Raw genomic sequence first — 16,694 nt, 5'->3', positions numbered from 1 at the left:
AGCCGGGGTGTGCGGACCCGGGAGCCGGCGTGCGCGGACCCGCGGCGGGTCGCGCGGCATGTCGGCGGCGCCGGGCACGGACCGGCGCGGGTAACGTCCTGTCCTGCGTGTCCGCCGGTCCGGTGCCTGCCGCGTCGGCGCCGCTTCGAGACGGTTCCCGGCACGGGGGCCGCGAGTGACGCTGCGGGAGGTCCGCCCTGCTGGTGCTGTGTGTGCTCTTCGCGCTGCTCGGCGCCGCCAGCAACGCGGCCGGCACCGTCTTCCAACGCAAGGCCGCGCTGCGGGTGCCCGCCGAGGACGCGATGCGCTTCCGGCTGCTGGTGGACATGCTCCACCAGTCGGCGTGGCTGCTGGGCATCTGCGGCGTGGCGGGGGCCGCGCTGTTCCAGGCGCTCGCGCTGGTCACCGGCCCCCTGGCGCTGGCCCAGCCGGTGTTCGTGCTCGAACTGCCCTTCGCGCTGCTGATCGCCATGCCCGTGCTCCATCGCAGCCTGCCGACCCGCGGCTGGGTCGCGGTGGCCTGCATGGTGCTCGGGCTGGCGATCGGGCTGGCCTGCGCCGCCCCCGACGGCGGCACCGACCAGGCGTCACTGGCCCGGTGGGTGCCGGCGGTCGCCGGGGTGGGCGGCTTCACCGTGGCCGCCGTCGCGCTCGCCCGGCACCGGCGCACCGGCCCGGCCCGTGCCGCGCTGCTCGGCGTCGCGGCCGCCGCGGCCAACGCCCTGACCGCGGCCCTGATGAAGTCGGCGGCCAACACCTTCTCCGCGGACGGCTTCGGCGCGTTCCTCGCGGCGTGGCAGACCTACGGGTTCGCGCTGTGCGGGATCACGGCCGTGTTCCTGCTGGAGAACTCCCTCCAGTCCGGCTCCATCGCCGCCTCCCAGCCCGCCCTGACGCTCGGCGACGCGACCCTCAGCCTGGTGCTCGGCCTGACCGTCTACGACGAGCACATCCGTACCGGCTGGTGGCTCGTCCCGGAACTCCTCGGCGTGGCCATGGTCGTGGCCGGCACCGTCTACCTGTCGAAGGCCGTCGCGCTCACCCGCGAACTGGGCGCCAAGTAGTCCCCGCGGCACCGCCGGGACACGGACCGCGCGCAGGTCACGGGGTGCCGCGCGCGGGACCGGGCGGTGTGCATGGGATGCTGTGGGTGGTCGAACACCCGAGGGAACACGACAGTGGCGATGGCAGGGACACGTAGGGCACTCACGGACCTGTGGGACCGCTACTCGGCCTCCGACCCCGGGTTGCTGCGGCTGATGGCCGGCCTGCGCACGGTCGGCTCGATCGGGCTGGCCCTGCTGGTGCTCGCCGCGATGGACACCCCGGTCACGCAACTGGTCGCCGGCGCGATGGCCGCGATGGTCTCCACCTTCGCCATCCGGGACAAGCGGGTCGCCGACCAGGCCGTCACCCTCGCCCTGGGCCTGCCCGCCGCGCTGGTGTCGGTGTCGCTCGGCTCGGTGCTCAACCCGCACGTCGTGGTGGGTGACATCTTCTTCGTGCTGCTGATCTTCGTGGCCGCCTACGTCCGCCGGTTCGGCGACCGCTACACCGCCATCGGCATGATCAGCTTCCAGGTCTACTTCGTCTCGCTGTTCGTGCACGCCTCCTCCTCCGACCTGCCCGGGCTGTGCCGCACGCTGGCCATCGCCTTCGCGTGCAGCGCGCTGACCCGCTTCGCGTTCGTGCCCGAGACGCCGGAGCGCACGCTGCGCCGGCTGCGGCAGGCGTTCCGGGCCCGTACCGCGCAACTGGTCGCCACCCAGCGCGAGGTGCTGGAGTCCCCGGCCGACCGGCTGGACGGCGCGGTCACCGACCTGCGCAAGGACACCGCGCGGCTGCACGACACGGCCCTGATGATCCAGGCCCGTCTGGAGGACGGCACCACCGACGAGGCCACCGCCAACCAGCTCCAACGCCGCGTCGTGGACGCCGAGATCGCCGCCGAGCGGCTCGGCATCCTGCTGCTCAACACCCGCGGTACCGGCCACGCCGACACCCTCACCCTGCACCTGCCGAACGCGCCGCTGCCCGCCCCCGTCCGCCGGCTCGGCGACGAGGACGACGCCGTGCGCACCCTGCGCAAGGAGATGCGCGCCCTCCAGGTGCTCGTCGCGCGGCTGTCCGAGAACGACCTCGGCACCGGCGTCACCCACCTGCGCAACCGGCTGCTCGGCTACCGCGACGACGCGAACCTGCCGCGCGCCACCCCCGCGGTCCAGGACGCCTTCCGCGGTGTCGGCGAGGCCGCGCGCGCCGTGCTCGGCCTGCGGATGGCCCTCGACGGCCCCGGCGACGAGTCCGACGACGCCCCCGAGACCGTCCGCTCCCGCGAGGAGTTCGAGGCCGAGGACCTGGCGTTGGCCGAGGACCCCGCCCCCGCGGCGCGCACCGGGCTCGACCGCCCCAGCACCCGTTCCGCCTTCCAGGTCGCCACCGGCTCCGCGCTCGCCGTCGTCGGCGGCGAGTTCCTGTCCTCGCAGCGCTGGTACTGGGCCGTCCTGACCTGCTGGGTGGTGTTCCTCAACACCACCTCCACCGCCGAGATCCTGGTCAAGGGCTACCGGCGGCTGCTCGGCACCATCTGCGGCGTCGTCGCCGGTGTGCTGCTGGCCGGCGCGGTCGGCCCGCACACCTGGACCGCGTTCGCGCTGGTCCTCGTCCTCATCTTCGCGATGTTCTTCACCGCACCGGTGTCGTACACGCTGATGTCGTTCTTCGTCACCGCCATGCTCGGACTCCTCTACACGCTCCTGCACACCTACAGCCTGTCGGTGCTGGTGCTGCGGATCGAGGAGACCGCGCTCGGCGCCGCGTGCGGGGTGATCGCCGCCGTGCTGGTGCTGCCGATCCGCACCGACGAGCACACCGACGCCCAACTCGTCACGGTGCTGGCCCGGCTGCGCGACGTGTCGGTGGCGGCCGTGGACCAGCTCGGCGGCGGACCGGCCGTCGACCTCGTCGACATGGCCCGCGACCTCGACACCGCGCTGGACGCCCTGCGCCGCTCCACCAGCCCGCTCACCTACCCGATCACCCCGCTGCGGGTGCGCCGCCGCACCGCCCGCTACCTCGTCGCCCTGCTGGAGACCTGCGCCTACCACGCCCGCTCACTGGCGGCGACCGCCGAACTGGTGCCCTACAGCAGGAGCGTGGCCGCCGATCCCCGGCTCGCCGCGGTCGGCCCGCGCATCGCCCACAACATCGACGCGCTCATCAGCCACGTCGAGGAGCAGGAGACGCCCGGGGAGCGGGCGGTCGCCATGGCGGGGGAGGGGGCGGCCGGCCCACCGGGGGAGGGCGGCCGGCCGCAGGGGAGCAAGGGCAAGGGAGCCGCGCCCCGCCGCGGACCCGAGGTGCGGACCGGGCCGAGCATCGCGTCGATGCTGGAGGACTCCGGGAGCGCGCACCTGCGCTCCGGCACCGTCACCTACCGGGTGCTGCGCCACCTGCAACGCCTCGACGAGGGCATCACCGCGCTGGCGCGGCCGCTGCGGGCGCCGATGGAGGACGACGGCACGCAGCGGCGCGCGTCCTCCGGCGGCACGGGCGGGAGCGCGGCCACGGCCCGGCCCGCGGGCTGACCGGTACGGCCGGTACGCCCCCGGGCTGAACGGCAGGTCCGGCGGGCTGACCGGTGCGTATCCCCCGGGCCGGCCGGCGGGTCCGGCGGACAGGCCCTACGCCTCCAGCCGGTGCAGCCGGACGTCGGAGAGCGTCCCGCCGTCCGCCTCGGCCGTCATGTAGGTGCGGTACGGTTCGCGCCGCCGGTCCGTCGGCGACCCCGGGTTGAGCAGCCGCAGCCCGCCGGCGGCCACCGAGTCCCACGGGATGTGGCTGTGCCCGAAGACCAGTACGTCGGTGTCCGGGAAGCGCGCCGCGCACCGCTCGTCCCGGCCCTGTGCCGCGCCCGTCTCGTGCACCACCGCGAACCGGACGCCGCCCAGCCGCGCGCGGGCCACCTCCGGCAGCCGGGCCCGCAGACCGGGGCCGTCGTTGTTGCCGTACACCGCGACGAGCCGACGCGCCCGTGCCTGGAACAGGTCGAGCGTCGCCTCGTCCACCCAGTCGCCGGCGTGCACGACGACGTCGGCGGCGTCGATCCCGGCGAGCAGCGCGGTCGGCACCTCCCGGGCCCGCTTGGGCACGTGCGTGTCGGTGGTGAGCAGCAGGCGCACGGCGGGTCTCCTACGCGGGTGCGGGTGCGGGTGCGGGTGCGGGTGCGGGTGCGATGGCGGCGGGCGGCGGGCAGCGGGCGGAGGCGGCCTGCCGGCGACGGCGTACGTGGCGAGGCCGCGGACCCCTGTGCGGCGACGCCGACCGTGGACGGCGCCCGGGAGGCGAGCCCCTGGCGGCGCGGGGTGCCCCCCGATCGTGCCACGTGCCGCCCGCGCGCCGGGCCGGGCGCGCGGGCACGGGCGTACGTATGCCCCGCAATGAGCCCTGCCCGACATCGCCGATCGAGGACGACGCCCGATGCCGCACGTGCCCGAACTCGCCCGCGCCCTCGGGCTCGACCCGCATCCCGCGGGCGGCGGCACCCGCGCCTCCGCCACGGTGATCCACTACCTCCTGGCGCCCGGTGCGCGCTACGCGTGGCACCACGTCGCGTCCGACGAGGTGTGGCCCTGGCAGCAGGGCGGCCCGCTGCTCCTGCGCACCAGCCCGCCCGGCCCCGCCCCGAGCACCGTGACCGAGCACCTGCTCACCCCGGACCCCGAGCCCGGAGCGGCCCCCGCTTCCACGTCGCCGTCCCCGCCGGGTCCTGGCAGCGCGCCGAGCCCGCCGCCGACCGCGAGGTACTGGTGAGCTGCGTGGTCCCCCCGGGTCCGACCTCGCGGACTTCGCGCTGCTGGGCCTGGCACAGGGACGGTCCGGCGGCCGAGGCGGCCGCCGCACGGCCACGCCGTCGTACGGATACGGTCCGGGCGGCGTCCTGCCGCGCCGCGCGGCGCTCTTCCGCAGGTCCGATCGGTGCGATCAGCGGACGAGGGGGCACGCACGGTGCCCGCACCTGCGCCGAACGGGTGCCGCCGCGGCGACTGTCGTGTGTGCGGCGTCGGTGGCCGGGCCGCTCGCCGCCGCTGTGCCGCGCCGTCCGTCGGCGGCGCGGGTCGCGCGGGTCGCCGACCGTTCGTGGAGGGGCCCCTGGTGCGGTGCCGCCGCCCGTCCGCGGGGTTGCGCCCGGCGGGCGGGCGGCGGTGCTGAGGTGGCCGGGGTGGTTCGGCGGTAGGGCGGTATGGCACGTGGCGTCATGACGCACGGCGCCGGTGCACGGGTCAGCGGGGCTCGGCGGGCGGGCGCGGCCCCACCGTGTCCGCCTGGCGGGCGGGAGCCGGGCGCAGCGCGAGGGGCAGCAGCGCGAGCGCCTGGAACGCGGCGGCGGTGAGGAGGGCGGCGGGCAGGGAGCGGGTGGCCAGGAGACCGGCGAGCGCGGTGCCCACGGCGTACCCGGTGGTCTTGAGGCTGGCGCCCGTCGTGAAGACCTGGCCGCGCAGGCGGGCCGGGGCCTCGCGGTGGCGGATCGCGAACAGCGCGGTGAGCTGCGGGCCCTGGCCCGCGCCGACCAGCAGCGCGGCGGCGGCGAGGGCGACCGGCCGTCCCGTCGCCGCGAGCAGGCAGCCGGAGCCGAGCACGAGCGTGGCATACCGCAGCACGGTGTCCGGGCGCGGGGCTCGGGGACGGCGCGCGAGCAGCGCGTTGGCGGCGAGCGCGGCGGCCGCGGCGCCGGACAGCAGGTACGCGCCGCGGCCGGCGCCACCCAGAACCGCGGCGCCGAGCAGCGGTGCGCACGTGACGAACAGGCCGGCGCCGACGCACGACACCACCGAGGCGGCCGTGGCCCGGGCGAGCGCGGGCGAGCGGCGGATCGCGCGGAACCCGGCGGCCAGGTCGGCGCGCACCGGTATGCGAGGTGGACGCGGTCCGCCGGAACCGCCCGAGGTGCCCCGGCTGCCTGGCCGGTCGGAGGCGCCCTTGCCGGTGGGGGCGCCGGAAGTGCCCGGGGCGGCGGTTTCGCGGGGTTTGCCCGTACCGAAGGGGCGGCCCGGCTCGGTGGGGGCACTCGGGTCTCCCGCACGGACGGAACCGCCCGATGTGCCCGGGCTGCCTGGCCGGTCGGAGGCGCCCTTGCCGGTGGGGGCGCCGGAAGTGCCCGGGGCGGCGGTTTCGCAGGGTTTGCCCGTACCGAAGGGGCGGCCCGGCTCGGTGGGGGCACTCGGGTCTCCCGCACGGACGGAGCCGCCCGAGGTGCCCGCCCGGCCCGTGCCGCCGGAGCCGTCCGACGTGCGCGGCCTTCCCGACGCACTCGGCCCCCGCGGCGGCTCCCACCCGGACGGCGACGCCCACGCGGACGGCAGCGCCCATGCCGACGGCAGCGCCGATCCCACCAGCCCGGCGGCCGCCGCCACGGCCACCGGCGCCCCCGCCGGCCCGGCCACCACTCCGGCGAGCGCGGGACCCACCAGGCCCGCCAGGTCGTACGTCATCGCGTCGAGCGCGTTGGCCCGGGCGAAGGCGCGGCCAACGGCCACCCGGGGCAGTTGCGCGGTCCACCCGCCGGAGAGGGCCGGTCCCGCCGACCCGGCCAGCCCCGCGAGGAGGACGCTCGCCCCGATCGGCAGCCGGCCGAGCGTCGTGATCAGCAGCGCCAGCGCGGCGGCGTACCCGCCGAGTGCCGTCGCCAACAGGCGCCCCGGGCGGGCGGACCGGTCGAGCAGCGCGCCGAACAGCGGGCCGCCGACCGCCGCCGACACCATCAGCGCGGCCGGTACCGCCGCCGCACGCGAGGCCGACCCGGTGGCGGCCAGCCCGGCCAGCAGCAGCGCGGGCCCCGACATCTCGTCGCCCACCCGGGCCGCGGCCGCGCCCCCGAGGTACGACCGGACGGCCCGGCCGCTGTCACGCGTTCCCATCCGGGGGACGCTACGCGGGTAACGCAAACATGCGCCACCTGCGTTACATTGCGCGTGTGACCCTCCCGTACGACGACCGCTTCCCCCGCCACTCCGTCGCGGCCAACGCCAGGCGTGCCGCCGATCTCGTCAACGTGCTGGCGGGGGAGGGGAGTCCGGCGGAGGTGAGGGCCGCGGACGGCACCGACCGCCCCCGGCCGGGCACCGCGAAGGGCCCCGGCGCCGACCCCGACCCCGTCCCGGGAACCACCGCCCGCACCGACCGCGACGCGGGCGCCGGCAGCAGGGTCCGTGAGGAGGCCGCCGGCACCAGGGTCCGTGAGGAGGTCGCCGCCGTGCTGCGCGCGTACGGCGAGGAGGACCCCCTCGGCCTCACCACCGACGACCTCGCCGACCTGCGCGCGGCCGCCCTCCGGTTGCGCGAGGTCTTCGCCGCCGAGCACGTCGATGAGGCCGCGGCCCGGCTCAACCGGCTCCTCGCGGCCGGCACCGGCCCGCTCCGCCTCACCTCCCACGGGGGCGGCACCCCCTGGCACCCGCATCTGGACGCAGACGACGAGGCGCCGTGGGCCGAGTGGTTCCTCGCCTCCTCGTGCATGGCGCTGGCCGTCCTCCTGTGGGACCGCCAGCGGCCGCCGGGCGGCGTGTGCGCCTCCCCGAGCTGTCCCAACGTCTACGTGACCGAGGGACGCGGCCCGAACCGCCGCTACTGCTCGCGCCGTTGCGCCACCCGCGAGCGTGTCGCGGCCCACCGGGCCCGCCACCCGCCCGGTGGGGGCGGACCGCTCACGCCTCGGGAACGGCGCGGCCGTGGCTCGCGAGCGTGACGTCCTCGGGTGCGGGGCCACCGCGCCTGCCGGTTTCGAGGGCGTCGAGGGCGGCGAGTTCGTCGGGGGTGAGAGCGAAGTCGAAGACGTCGATGTTCTCGGCGATCCGCTTGCGCCGGGTGGACTTGGGGATGACCGAGCGGCCCTGCTGGAGCCCCCACCGCAGCAGTACCTGGGCGGGGCTCTTGCCGTGCGCCTCGGCGGTCGCGGTGACGGCGGGGTCGGCGAGCACGCTGGTGCGGTTCTCGCCGTAGCCGGGGTAGAAGGTGATCCCGCCGATGGGGGACCACGCCTGGTTGACGATGCCGTGCCGGTCGTCGAAGTCGAGCACGGAGCGCTGCTGGAAGTAGGGGTGGATCTCCAGTTGGTTGACGGCGGGGACGACGGAGGTCGCCTCCAGCAGAGCGGTCAGGTGCTCGACCATGAAGTTGCTGACGCCGATCGCACGGACCCTGCCGTCGGCCAGGAGCGCCTCCAGGGCCCGGTAGGCCGCGAGCGTGCGGTCGAAGTCCGACGGCAGCGCCTGGTGCAGGATGAGCAGGTCGACGCGGTCGAGGCCGAGCTTGGCCGCACTCTTGTCGAAGCCGTGCAGGGTCTCGTCGTAGCCGTAGTCGCTGATCCAGATCTTGGTCTCCACGAAGACCTCGTCACGCGGCAACCCGGAGTCGCGTACGGCCTGGCCGACCTCGCGCTCGTTGCCGTAGGCGGCGGCCGTGTCGATGTGCCGGTAGCCGAGGTCGAGCGCGGCCGTGACGGCCGCCCTGGTCTCGTCAGGAGGTGTCTGGAAGACGCCGAGCCCGAGGGCGGGCATCCGGACGGCGTTGTTGAGGGTGACGGTTTCCATCAGCGGGTTCCTCTCGTCGGCAGGGGCGGGTCGCACCTGCGTCCTGGCCGGGAGCGCAGCGGTGGCGGGACCGGCGGCCCGGCGGGCGGCCCGGCGGGCAGCCCCGGGTATGCCCGTCCCGCGGCGCGGGCGCCGCGGGTCACGGCCGCACCAGTACCTTCAGCGCCTCGCGCGCGTCCATGGCCCGGTACCCCTCGGGCGTGCCGCCGAGGTCGACGCCGCGGTCGAAGACCCGGCCGGGCTCGATGCGGCCCTCCATGACGTCGGGCAGGAGCGTGTCGATGTAGGCGCGGGCCGGGGCGGGGCCGCCGGTGAGGGTGATGTTGTGGCCGAACAGGCTGCCGAAGCCGATCGGGGCCTCCTCGTACTGCGGCGCGCCCACCCGGCTGATCGTGCCGCCGGGGCGGACCACCCCGTACGCCTGCTCGTAGGCCGGCCGGAGCCCGACCGCCTCGATGACGACGGCGCTGCCGCCCCCGGTCAGTTCGCGGACCCGCTCGACGCCCTCGGCGCCGCGCTCGGCGACCACGTCGGTCGCCCCGAAGGCGCGGCCGAGGTCGGTCCGCGCGGTGTGCCGGCCCATGAGCACGATCTGCTCGGCGCCGAGCCGCTTGGACGCCAGGACGGCGAGCAGGCCGACGGCGCCGTCCCCGACCACGGTGACGGTGCTGCCCCGCCGCACCCCGCCCCGGACGGCGGCGTGGTGTCCGGTGCCCAGCACGTCGGAGAGGGTGAGCAGGGAGGGGATCAGGGCGTCGTCCGGGCCGACCGGCAGCTTGACGAGGGTGCCGTCGGCCAGCGGCACGCGGGCGGCTTCCCCCTGGCCGCCGTCGACGCCGTCCCGGGCCCAGAAACCGCCGTGCAGGCAGGACGTCTGCAACCCGGCGCGGCAGAACTCGCAGGTGCCGTCCGAGTAGGCGAACGGCGCGACGACCAGGTCGCCCGGGCGCACCGAGGCGACGTCCGCCCCGGTCTCCTCCACGACGCCGATGAACTCGTGGCCCATGCGGACCGGGCCGGCGGAGGCCGGCAGCGCGTGGTAGTGATGCAGGTCGCTGCCGCAGATGCAGGCCGCGGTGATGCGGACCAGCGCGTCGGTGGACTCCTTCAGGACAGGGTCGGCGACCCGCTCGACGCGGACGTCGCCTGCTGCGTACATGAGTGCTGCGCGCACGGTTCTCCTTCGAGGACGGTTTCGGCTCCCGGCCGGGGGACGGACTGCGGGTGCCCCGCTTTCCTCCAGCCAACCGCGCGCCGGCCGCCCGGTGGGAGTCACCGCTCTTCCAGGTAACGGCAGTACCTCGCAGCCCTCCGGCCGGCGGATCTACGGTGGAGGGACCGGCAGCACCTCCGTGCCGATCGAAGGAGCCCCCGTGCCCCAGGATTCCCGCCCTCCGTCCGCGCCGTCCGATCCGGCCGAGCCGTTCTCCCACGACCACGGCCACGACCACGGCCACGACCACGGCCGCCACCGCCACCGCGGCCGCCACCGCGTCTGCGGCACGGCCACCGCCGAAGCCCCCGGGGCCTGACCGTGGCCGGAGTCGACAGGGAGAACCTGGCCGCCGAGGTCCGCGCGTTTCTCGGCAGCCGGCGGGCGCGCATCACCCCCGAGGAGGCGGGTCTACCGGTCCACGGCGGCGGGAACCGCCGCGTCGCGGGTCTGCGGCGTGAGGAGGTCGCCCTGCTCGCCGGCATGAGCGTGGACTACTACGTCCGCCTGGAGCGCGGCAACCTCGGCGGCGTCTCGGACTCGGTGCTGGAGGGACTGGCCCGCGCGCTGCGGCTCGACGAAGCCGAGCGCGCCCACCTCTACGACCTGGCCCGCTCGGCCACCCCGCCCGGGCGGCGCCCCACCGTGACCGCGTCCCGGGTGCGGCCCACCGTCCTGCGGCTGCTCGACGCGATGGCCGGCGTGCCGGCGTACGTACGCAACGCGCGGTTCGACGTGCTCGCCGCGAACGCGCTGGGCCGGGCCCTGTACGCGCCGGTGTTCGACTCCCCGCTGTTCGCCCGGCGCGGCCCGGTCAACACCGCCCGGTTCCTCTTCCTGGACCCCGCGGGACGTGACTTCTGGCCCGACTGGGAGAAGGCCGCGGACGACTCCGTCGCCTTCCTTCGGACCGAGACGGGCCGGGCGCCCCACGACCGGGCGCTGACCGACATGGTCGGGGAGCTCACCACCAGGAGTGAGGACTTCGCGCGCCGCTGGGCCCGCCACGACGTGAAGTTCCACCGCAGCGGCGTGAAGAGCCTGCACCACCCGCTGGTCGGCGATCTCGTCCTGCCCTACGAGGCGATGGACCTGCCCTCCGACCCGGGCCTGCGCCTCAACGTCTACACCCCCGAACCGGACTCGCCGGAGCGGGAGGCCCTGGGCCTCCTGGCCAGTTGGGCGGGCGCCGGCGGGGCCGTTCCCGCCCGGAACGACTGACCACCCGACGAGGGAGAACCATTCCATGCAGTACCGACCGCTCGGCCGCACCGGTGTCCAGGTCAGCACGCTCTGTCTGGGAGCGATGATGTTCGGCCCCTGGGGCAACGAGGACGAGGCCGACTCCGTCCGGATCATCCACCGGGCCCTGGACGCCGGGATCAACTTCGTGGACACCGCGGACGTGTACTCCGCCGGCGCCTCGGAGGAGATCGTCGGCAAGGCGCTGCGCGACCGGCGCGAGGACGTGGTCCTGGCGACCAAGTTCTTCATGCCCATGGGCGAGGACGACCCCAACCGGCGCGGCGGCTCGCGGCGGTGGATCGTGCGCGAGGTGGAGGAGTCCCTGCGGCGCCTGGGCACCGACCACATCGACCTCTACCAGGTGCACCGCCCCAGCGCGGACACCGACGTCTCCGAGACCCTCGGCGCCCTGACCGACCTGGTGCGCCAGGGGAAGATCCGCTACCTCGGCTCCTCGTCCTACTCCGGCTCGCAGATCGTCGAGGCCCAGTGGACATCCCGCGAACGCCACCTGGAGCGGTTCGTCACCGAGCAGCCGCCGTACTCGATCCTCGTCCGCGGCATCGAGGAGGACGTGCTTCCCACGGCGCGCCGCCACGGCATGGGCACGCTGACCTACAGCCCGCTCGCCGGCGGCTGGCTGTCGGGGCGCTACCGCGAGGACACCTCCGCCGGCCCGGCCTCCGCGGCCCGCCCGCCGGCCCGCTTCGCCATGGACTCCCCGGCCAACCGGCGCAAGCTGGAGGCCGTCGAGCAGCTCGCGCTCCTGGCCGAGGAGGCCGGCCTGACCCTGATCGAGCTGGCGGTGGCCTTCGTGGTCAACCACCCCGGCGTCACCTCCGCCATCATCGGGCCGCGCACCATGGAGCAGCTCGACGCCTTCCTGCCCGCCGCCGAGGTCGCCTTGCCGGCCGACGTCCTCGACCGTATCGACGCGATCGTGGCCCCCGGGGTGACGGTCAACCCCGCCGACAACAGCTACGGCGACTTCGAGCTGCGACCCGAGCAGCGGCGCCGCTGAGCCACCGGGCGCGGCGCCGCCCCCGCCGGCCGCCTCAACCGCCCCCGGCTTCCCGCCTCTCCGGCTCCCTGCCTTCCCGCCTCTTCCCCCGGTCGGCGCGCGACGGGCGGGCCGTGGGTGTCCGGTGTGCGCGATGTGATCAGTGTGTGCGGGGCTGCCGCCAACTCCTTGACGGTGGGCCGGGCTCGGCTGAGACTGCCTAACGAGCCGCTGCACCCCCGATCCTTAGATTGAGAGCGTTCTCTGATATGCGAATCAAAGGATCGTATGGCGCATTGGCTGTGAAGTAGCGGTATACAAGCGCGATCAACCCCACTATCCGCGCTGACCCGAGCGTTCACTTCGTGAACCCGGGCGAAAGGACCTCCATGCGCAGACCATCCCTCGCGGCCCCCACCGCGGACCGCCGGCGCCCCGCGAGCACCCGCCGGCGCGGCTACGCCGCACTCGGCGCCGGCGCGCTGCTGCTCGCCACGCTGACGGGCCTGACCGGAGCGGCCGGCTCCGCCTCGGCGGAGTCCGCCGGCCGCGGCGGCGCGGCCGCCCGGCCCGCCGCCGACGCCGCGGACTGCCCGGCGCAGTCCGACACCCCCGACTTCGGGCCGAACGTGCACGTCTTCGACCCGTCGATGGGCGACGCCGCGATCCAGTCGGAACTCGACACCCAGTTCAACCAGATGAAGGACACCGCCACCGCCCAGTTCAGCGAGAACCGGGTGGCCGACCTGTTCAAGCCGGGTACCTACGGCGTCGAGGACAACGTCGGCTTCTACACCTCCGTGGCGGGCCTCGGCCAGAACCCGGACGACGTCACCATCAACGGCGACGTGACCGTGGACGCCTTCAACGCCTCCGACGCCGGCAACGCCACGCAGAACTTCTGGCGCAGCGCGGAGAACCTGGCGATCAACCCCTCCAGCGGCACCGACCGCTGGGCGGTGGCCCAGGCCGCGCCCTTCCGCCGCATCGACGTGCACGGCAACCTGGCGCTCTACCCGGCCAGTTACGGCTACGCCAGCGGCGGCTTCATCGCCGACACCAAGGTCAGCGGCCAGGCGTCGTCGGTGTCGCAGCAGCAGTGGTACACCCGCAACAGCGACCTCGGCAGCTGGGACGGCGGGGTGTGGAACATGGTCTTCTCCGGCGTGTCCGGAGCGCCGTCCACCACGTTCCCCAACCCGCCGGAGACCACGCTCGCCACCACCCCGGTCTCCCGTGACGTGCCGTACCTGTACGTGGACGGCTCGGGCGACTACCGGGTGTTCGAGCCGAGCCTGGAGACGAACTCCTCGGGTGCGAGCTGGGCGAACGGCAGCACCGCCGGCACCTCGCTGCCGATGAGCCAGTTCTACGTGGTGAAGGCCGGCGACACGGCCGAGACCATCAACAACGCGCTCTCCGAGGGCTGCAACCTGTTCGTCACCCCGGGCGTCTACCACCTGGACCAGACGCTCGACGTGACGCGCGCGGACACCACCATCCTGGGCGTCGGCTACCCGACCTTCGTCCCGGACAACGGCGTGGACGCGATGAAGGTCGCCGACGTGGACGGGGTCCGGCTCAAGGGCCTGCTCTTCGACGCCGGCACCACCAACTCGCAGGCGCTGCTGACCGTCGGGCCCTCCGGGTCCTCCGCTGACCACTCGGCCGACCCGACCACGATCCAGGACGTCTTCTTCCGGATCGGCGGGGAGAACGCCGGCAAGGCCACCGACAGCCTGGTCGTCAACAGCAACGACACCATCATCGACCACATCTGGGCCTGGCGGGCCGACCACGGCAACTCCGGCTCGGTCGGCTGGACCACCAACACCGCCGACAACGGCCTGACCGTCAACGGCGACGACGTCCTGGCCGACGGCCTGTTCGTCGAGCACTACCAGAAGTACGAGGTGGTGTGGAACGGCCAGGGCGGCAGGACGATCTTCTTCCAGAACGAGAATCCCTACGACCCGCCGGACCAGGCGTCCTGGACGAGTTCCCCGGGCGTCGACGGCTACGCGGCCTACAAGGTGGGCGACGACGTCACCACCCACGAGGCATGGGGCCTGGGCAGCTACTGCTACTTCAACGTCAACCCGTCCGTGGACAACTACCACGCCTTCGAGGCACCCGACACGGCCGGAGTGAAGTTCCACGACGCGCTGACCGTCTCGCTCGGCGGCGTGGGCACCATCAGCCACGTCATCAACGACACCGGGGCGGTCACCGCCTCCGACACGACGCCGACCGACGTGGTGAGCTACCCGTAGTCCACCCGGCTCCGCCGGGCGGCCCCGCGGCCCCGGACGCCCCGCCCCCACCGGCGGCGGTGTCCGGGGCCGCGCCCGTGGCACCGGCGCCCGGCTCAGCAGCCGGACCGGCGGTAGACCGGCGCCCCGTCCACCCGGGCGACCCGCGTGTACCCGCGGTCCACCAGGTGGGCCAGCAGCGGGTAGCCGGCCATCTGGTAGGGGGTGCCGGCGGAGTCGTCGACCACCAGGCACGGGGGAGCGGCGGCCAGTTCGCGGCGCAGGCCGGCCCACGCGCCCGGTACGGCGTAGCGGGCCCCGACGCGGCGCACGTCGGCGCCGCCGCTGAAGTTGGTGAGCAGCCCCGCGGTCAGGTAGCGGCTGGCGGCGGGCCGATCGGCGAGCCAGTACACCTCCGGGTGCATGCTCCACAGGAAGACACTCTGCCCGGGCCGGCTGTCGGCGTCCACCGCCGCGGCCAGGTCGAGCGACCGGCCCAGCTCCGGCGGCCGCGCCCGCAGCGCGCCCGCGCCGAAGGCCGCGCACACCGCCACCGCCACCGCACAGGCGAGGGCGGTGGCCCGACCGCGGGCGTCCGCGCCCCTGCGGGCGGGGGCGCGCCCCCGCGCCGGGTACGGAGTCCGGTACGGCGTCCACCGCCGGGCGGGGCGTACGGCGCCGCGGCCGGCGTGCCCGAAGGCGGCGTGGAGCGCGCGCAGCGCCAGCAGGGCCAGCGGGGGGAGGAGTTGCAGGAAGTAGTGGCCGTAGAAGCGGAATCCGGCGCTCACTCCCGCGGCGGAAGCGAGCAGCCACAGCAACAGCGTGCGGTCGAAGGCGCCGATCCGGTGGCGCCGCCCCCGCAGCCGCGGCAGGAAGGGCGCGACGCCCGCGAAGGGCAGGGCGAGCCGGCCCAGGGCGCTGCCCGCGTGCCCGCACACCGCCGCGACCCCCGGCGCGGAGGAGGCGTAGGACCCGGAGGACAGGTAGTTCCAGAAGACGAAGGAGTGCACGCCCAGCAGGAGGGCGCAGCCGGCGATCGGCAGCGCCAGTCCGGCGGCCAGCGCCGCGCCGTACCGCAGGCGGCGGCGCGGGGCGGTGAGCACCTGGACCGCGATCGGCAGCAGGGGGGCGAGCCCGACCTGTTTGGTGAGAGTCGCGGCGGCCAGCGCCAGTCCGGCGGCCAGGAAGCGGTGGCGGGCGGCGAAGTACACGGCGGCCGCGGTCGCCGGGAGCATGAAGACCTCGAAGGTCGCGGCCATCGCGTCGGGCGGCGGCAGCGCCGCCGACGCGGCGATCGTGAGCACCCCGGCCGGCAGCCCCGCCCACGGCCCCCACTCCCCGGCCGCCAGGCGGGCCACGCACACCGCGGTGACCGCCAGCGCCACCACCGCGCACACCCGGACCAGCCAGAGCGTGCCGGGACCGGTCAGGGCGAAGCACGCCTCGTACAGCCAGGGCACCAGGGGCGGCTTGCGGTCCACCACGTCGGCGTACATCCGGCCGCCGTGGCGCAGGGCGACCGCCTCGGTGCCGAGGTAGCCCTCGTCCGGGCTCCAGAACGGGCGGCGGAAGGAGGGCGCGCGCACGGCGAGCGCGAGGGCGAGCAGGAGCAGCGTCTGCGCGACCGGGCGGCGGGTCCACCCGGATGACCTTCCGGCGGCCGGCGGCGCCGTGCCGCGCCGGACGCCGGGGTCCGGCGGTCGCGGGCGGGCCGGGGCCGGTGCCGTCAGGGCGGCCCGGCCGGAGGGGTGCACAGGCGTGAGGGTCACCGCGGTGGCTCCTGTCCCGGGGGAGGGCGTGCGTCATCACCGCGCGGCCCGTCAGGTCGGAGGCGCGGGAAATCGACTCGGTCCACTAGTTGACTAGTGGACCGAGTGTCGACAGGAAGAGCGGTCGATGTCAACCGCCCCGGACGGCCCCTGGGTCCACTAATCCACTAGGGGTATGGTGGGGCGGTGGTGACCTTCCGTATCGAGCGGCGCAGCGGCGTGGCCGCGTACCAGCAGATCGTCCGGCAGACCGAACAGGCCCTGCGGCTGGGCCAGTTGGCGCCCGGGGACAAGCTGCCGTCGGCGGCGGAGGTGGTCGCGGCGACCGCGATCAACCCGAACACCGTCCTCAAGGCGTACCGCGAGCTGGAGCGGGAGGGGCTGGTCGAGGCGCGGCAGGGCGTCGGCACCTTCGTCCGCAGGTCGCTCGTCCAGCCGGGCGCGGCCGCGGACTCCCCGCTCCACGCGGGACTGCACGCCTGGATGGCCGCGGCCCGCGACGCCGACCTCGGGCGCGAGGACGTCGCCGCGCTGGTGTCCGCCGCGCTCGACACGTACTTCCCGAGCGGCTCCGAGGCCCGCGTTCCCGGAACCGGGGTGGCCCACGACTCCCGGTCACAGGGCTAG

14 protein-coding genes are annotated in these 16,694 nt (G+C 75.3%); 9 read left to right on the top strand and 5 right to left on the bottom strand.

Annotated elements, in window-relative coordinates:
* The first annotated feature begins 197 nt into the window (after positions 1 to 197).
* Both RVR_RS02750 and RVR_RS02745 read left to right on the top strand, forming a co-directional pair.
* Positions 198 to 1,064 carry a DMT family transporter gene (locus RVR_RS02750; RefSeq protein WP_202238343.1) on the top strand — a complete coding sequence of 289 codons (867 nt, stop codon included), beginning with the start codon at positions 198 to 200 and terminating at the stop codon, positions 1,062 to 1,064.
* A 120-nt stretch (positions 1,065 to 1,184) separates the two neighbouring features.
* Positions 1,185 to 3,587, top strand: coding sequence for an FUSC family protein (locus RVR_RS02745; RefSeq protein ID WP_237404530.1), 2,403 nt, complete (start codon positions 1,185 to 1,187; stop codon positions 3,585 to 3,587).
* 96 nt (positions 3,588 to 3,683) lie between these two features.
* Here RVR_RS02745 and RVR_RS02740 read toward each other — a convergent pair whose 3' ends face one another.
* Complete coding sequence (locus RVR_RS02740; RefSeq protein ID WP_202232250.1) at positions 3,684 to 4,181, bottom strand: metallophosphoesterase family protein; 498 nt, start codon at positions 4,179 to 4,181, stop codon at positions 3,684 to 3,686.
* A gap of 298 nt (positions 4,182 to 4,479) precedes the next feature.
* Between RVR_RS02740 and RVR_RS39290 the strand changes: the two genes are divergently transcribed.
* Positions 4,480 to 4,812, top strand: coding sequence for a cupin domain-containing protein (locus tag RVR_RS39290; protein WP_202232249.1), 333 nt, complete (start codon positions 4,480 to 4,482; stop codon positions 4,810 to 4,812).
* Positions 4,813 to 5,282: 470 nt separating this feature from the next.
* Here RVR_RS39290 and RVR_RS02730 read toward each other — a convergent pair whose 3' ends face one another.
* Positions 5,283 to 6,917 (bottom strand): MFS transporter, encoded by a 1,635-nt coding sequence (locus RVR_RS02730; protein ID WP_202232248.1) that lies wholly within the window; start codon positions 6,915 to 6,917, stop codon positions 5,283 to 5,285.
* Between the two features lie 56 nt (positions 6,918 to 6,973).
* Between RVR_RS02730 and RVR_RS39035 the strand changes: the two genes are divergently transcribed.
* Positions 6,974 to 7,744 (top strand): CGNR zinc finger domain-containing protein, encoded by a 771-nt coding sequence (locus RVR_RS39035; protein WP_430393094.1) that lies wholly within the window; start codon positions 6,974 to 6,976, stop codon positions 7,742 to 7,744.
* Here RVR_RS39035 and RVR_RS02720 read toward each other — a convergent pair.
* Complete coding sequence (locus tag RVR_RS02720; protein ID WP_202232247.1) at positions 7,704 to 8,588, bottom strand: aldo/keto reductase; 885 nt, start codon at positions 8,586 to 8,588, stop codon at positions 7,704 to 7,706. The genes RVR_RS39035 and RVR_RS02720 overlap by 41 nt on opposite strands.
* Positions 8,589 to 8,727: 139 nt before the next feature.
* Entirely contained in the window at positions 8,728 to 9,762 is a 1,035-nt protein-coding gene (locus RVR_RS02715; RefSeq protein ID WP_202232246.1) for an alcohol dehydrogenase catalytic domain-containing protein, read from the bottom strand.
* 199 nt (positions 9,763 to 9,961) lie between these two features.
* On the opposite strand from RVR_RS02715, the gene RVR_RS02710 reads away from it, so the two are divergent.
* The 4 genes from RVR_RS02710 (at position 9,962) to RVR_RS02695 (ending at position 14,319) form a co-directional block, all read left to right on the top strand.
* The gene (locus RVR_RS02710; RefSeq protein WP_202232245.1) at positions 9,962 to 10,120 is read left to right on the top strand and encodes a hypothetical protein; all 159 of its coding nucleotides are present in this window, start codon (positions 9,962 to 9,964) and stop codon (positions 10,118 to 10,120) included.
* A 2-nt stretch (positions 10,121 to 10,122) separates the two neighbouring features.
* Positions 10,123 to 11,022, top strand: coding sequence for a helix-turn-helix transcriptional regulator (locus tag RVR_RS02705; RefSeq protein WP_202232244.1), 900 nt, complete (start codon positions 10,123 to 10,125; stop codon positions 11,020 to 11,022).
* Positions 11,023 to 11,047: 25 nt separating this feature from the next.
* The gene (locus RVR_RS02700; RefSeq protein WP_202232243.1) at positions 11,048 to 12,067 is read left to right on the top strand and encodes an aldo/keto reductase; all 1,020 of its coding nucleotides are present in this window, start codon (positions 11,048 to 11,050) and stop codon (positions 12,065 to 12,067) included.
* Between the two features lie 368 nt (positions 12,068 to 12,435).
* Positions 12,436 to 14,319, top strand: a complete 1,884-nt coding sequence (locus tag RVR_RS02695) for a coagulation factor 5/8 type domain-containing protein (protein ID WP_202232242.1) — start codon at positions 12,436 to 12,438, stop codon at positions 14,317 to 14,319.
* 95 nt (positions 14,320 to 14,414) lie between these two features.
* Here RVR_RS02695 and RVR_RS02690 read toward each other — a convergent pair whose 3' ends face one another.
* The gene (locus tag RVR_RS02690) at positions 14,415 to 16,067 is read right to left on the bottom strand and encodes a glycosyltransferase family 39 protein (RefSeq protein ID WP_237404529.1); all 1,653 of its coding nucleotides are present in this window, start codon (positions 16,065 to 16,067) and stop codon (positions 14,415 to 14,417) included.
* 189 nt (positions 16,068 to 16,256) lie between these two features.
* Here RVR_RS02690 and RVR_RS02685 point away from each other — a divergent pair, with 189 nt between their 5' ends.
* The gene (locus RVR_RS02685) at positions 16,257 to 16,694 is read left to right on the top strand and encodes a GntR family transcriptional regulator (RefSeq protein WP_202238339.1); all 438 of its coding nucleotides are present in this window, start codon (positions 16,257 to 16,259) and stop codon (positions 16,692 to 16,694) included.

The organism is Streptomyces sp. SN-593, assembly GCF_016756395.1.
GTDB classification, from domain to species: Bacteria; Actinomycetota; Actinomycetes; order Streptomycetales; family Streptomycetaceae; genus Actinacidiphila; species Actinacidiphila reveromycinica.
The sequence above is the reverse complement of the archived record's forward strand: the minus strand, read 5'-3'. Positions and strand labels throughout refer to the sequence as shown.

Coding starts and splice junctions, on each gene's coding strand:
- RVR_RS02745 (WP_237404530.1), top strand. CDS start 1,185: ATGGCAGGGACACGTAGGGCACTCACGGACCTGTGGGACCGCTACTCG.
- RVR_RS39290 (WP_202232249.1), top strand. CDS start 4,480: ATGCCGCACGTGCCCGAACTCGCCCGCGCCCTCGGGCTCGACCCGCAT.
- RVR_RS02730 (WP_202232248.1), bottom strand. CDS start 6,917: ATGGGAACGCGTGACAGCGGCCGGGCCGTCCGGTCGTACCTCGGGGGC.
- RVR_RS02720 (WP_202232247.1), bottom strand. CDS start 8,588: ATGGAAACCGTCACCCTCAACAACGCCGTCCGGATGCCCGCCCTCGGG.
- RVR_RS02700 (WP_202232243.1), top strand. CDS start 11,048: ATGCAGTACCGACCGCTCGGCCGCACCGGTGTCCAGGTCAGCACGCTC.
- RVR_RS02695 (WP_202232242.1), top strand. CDS start 12,436: ATGCGCAGACCATCCCTCGCGGCCCCCACCGCGGACCGCCGGCGCCCC.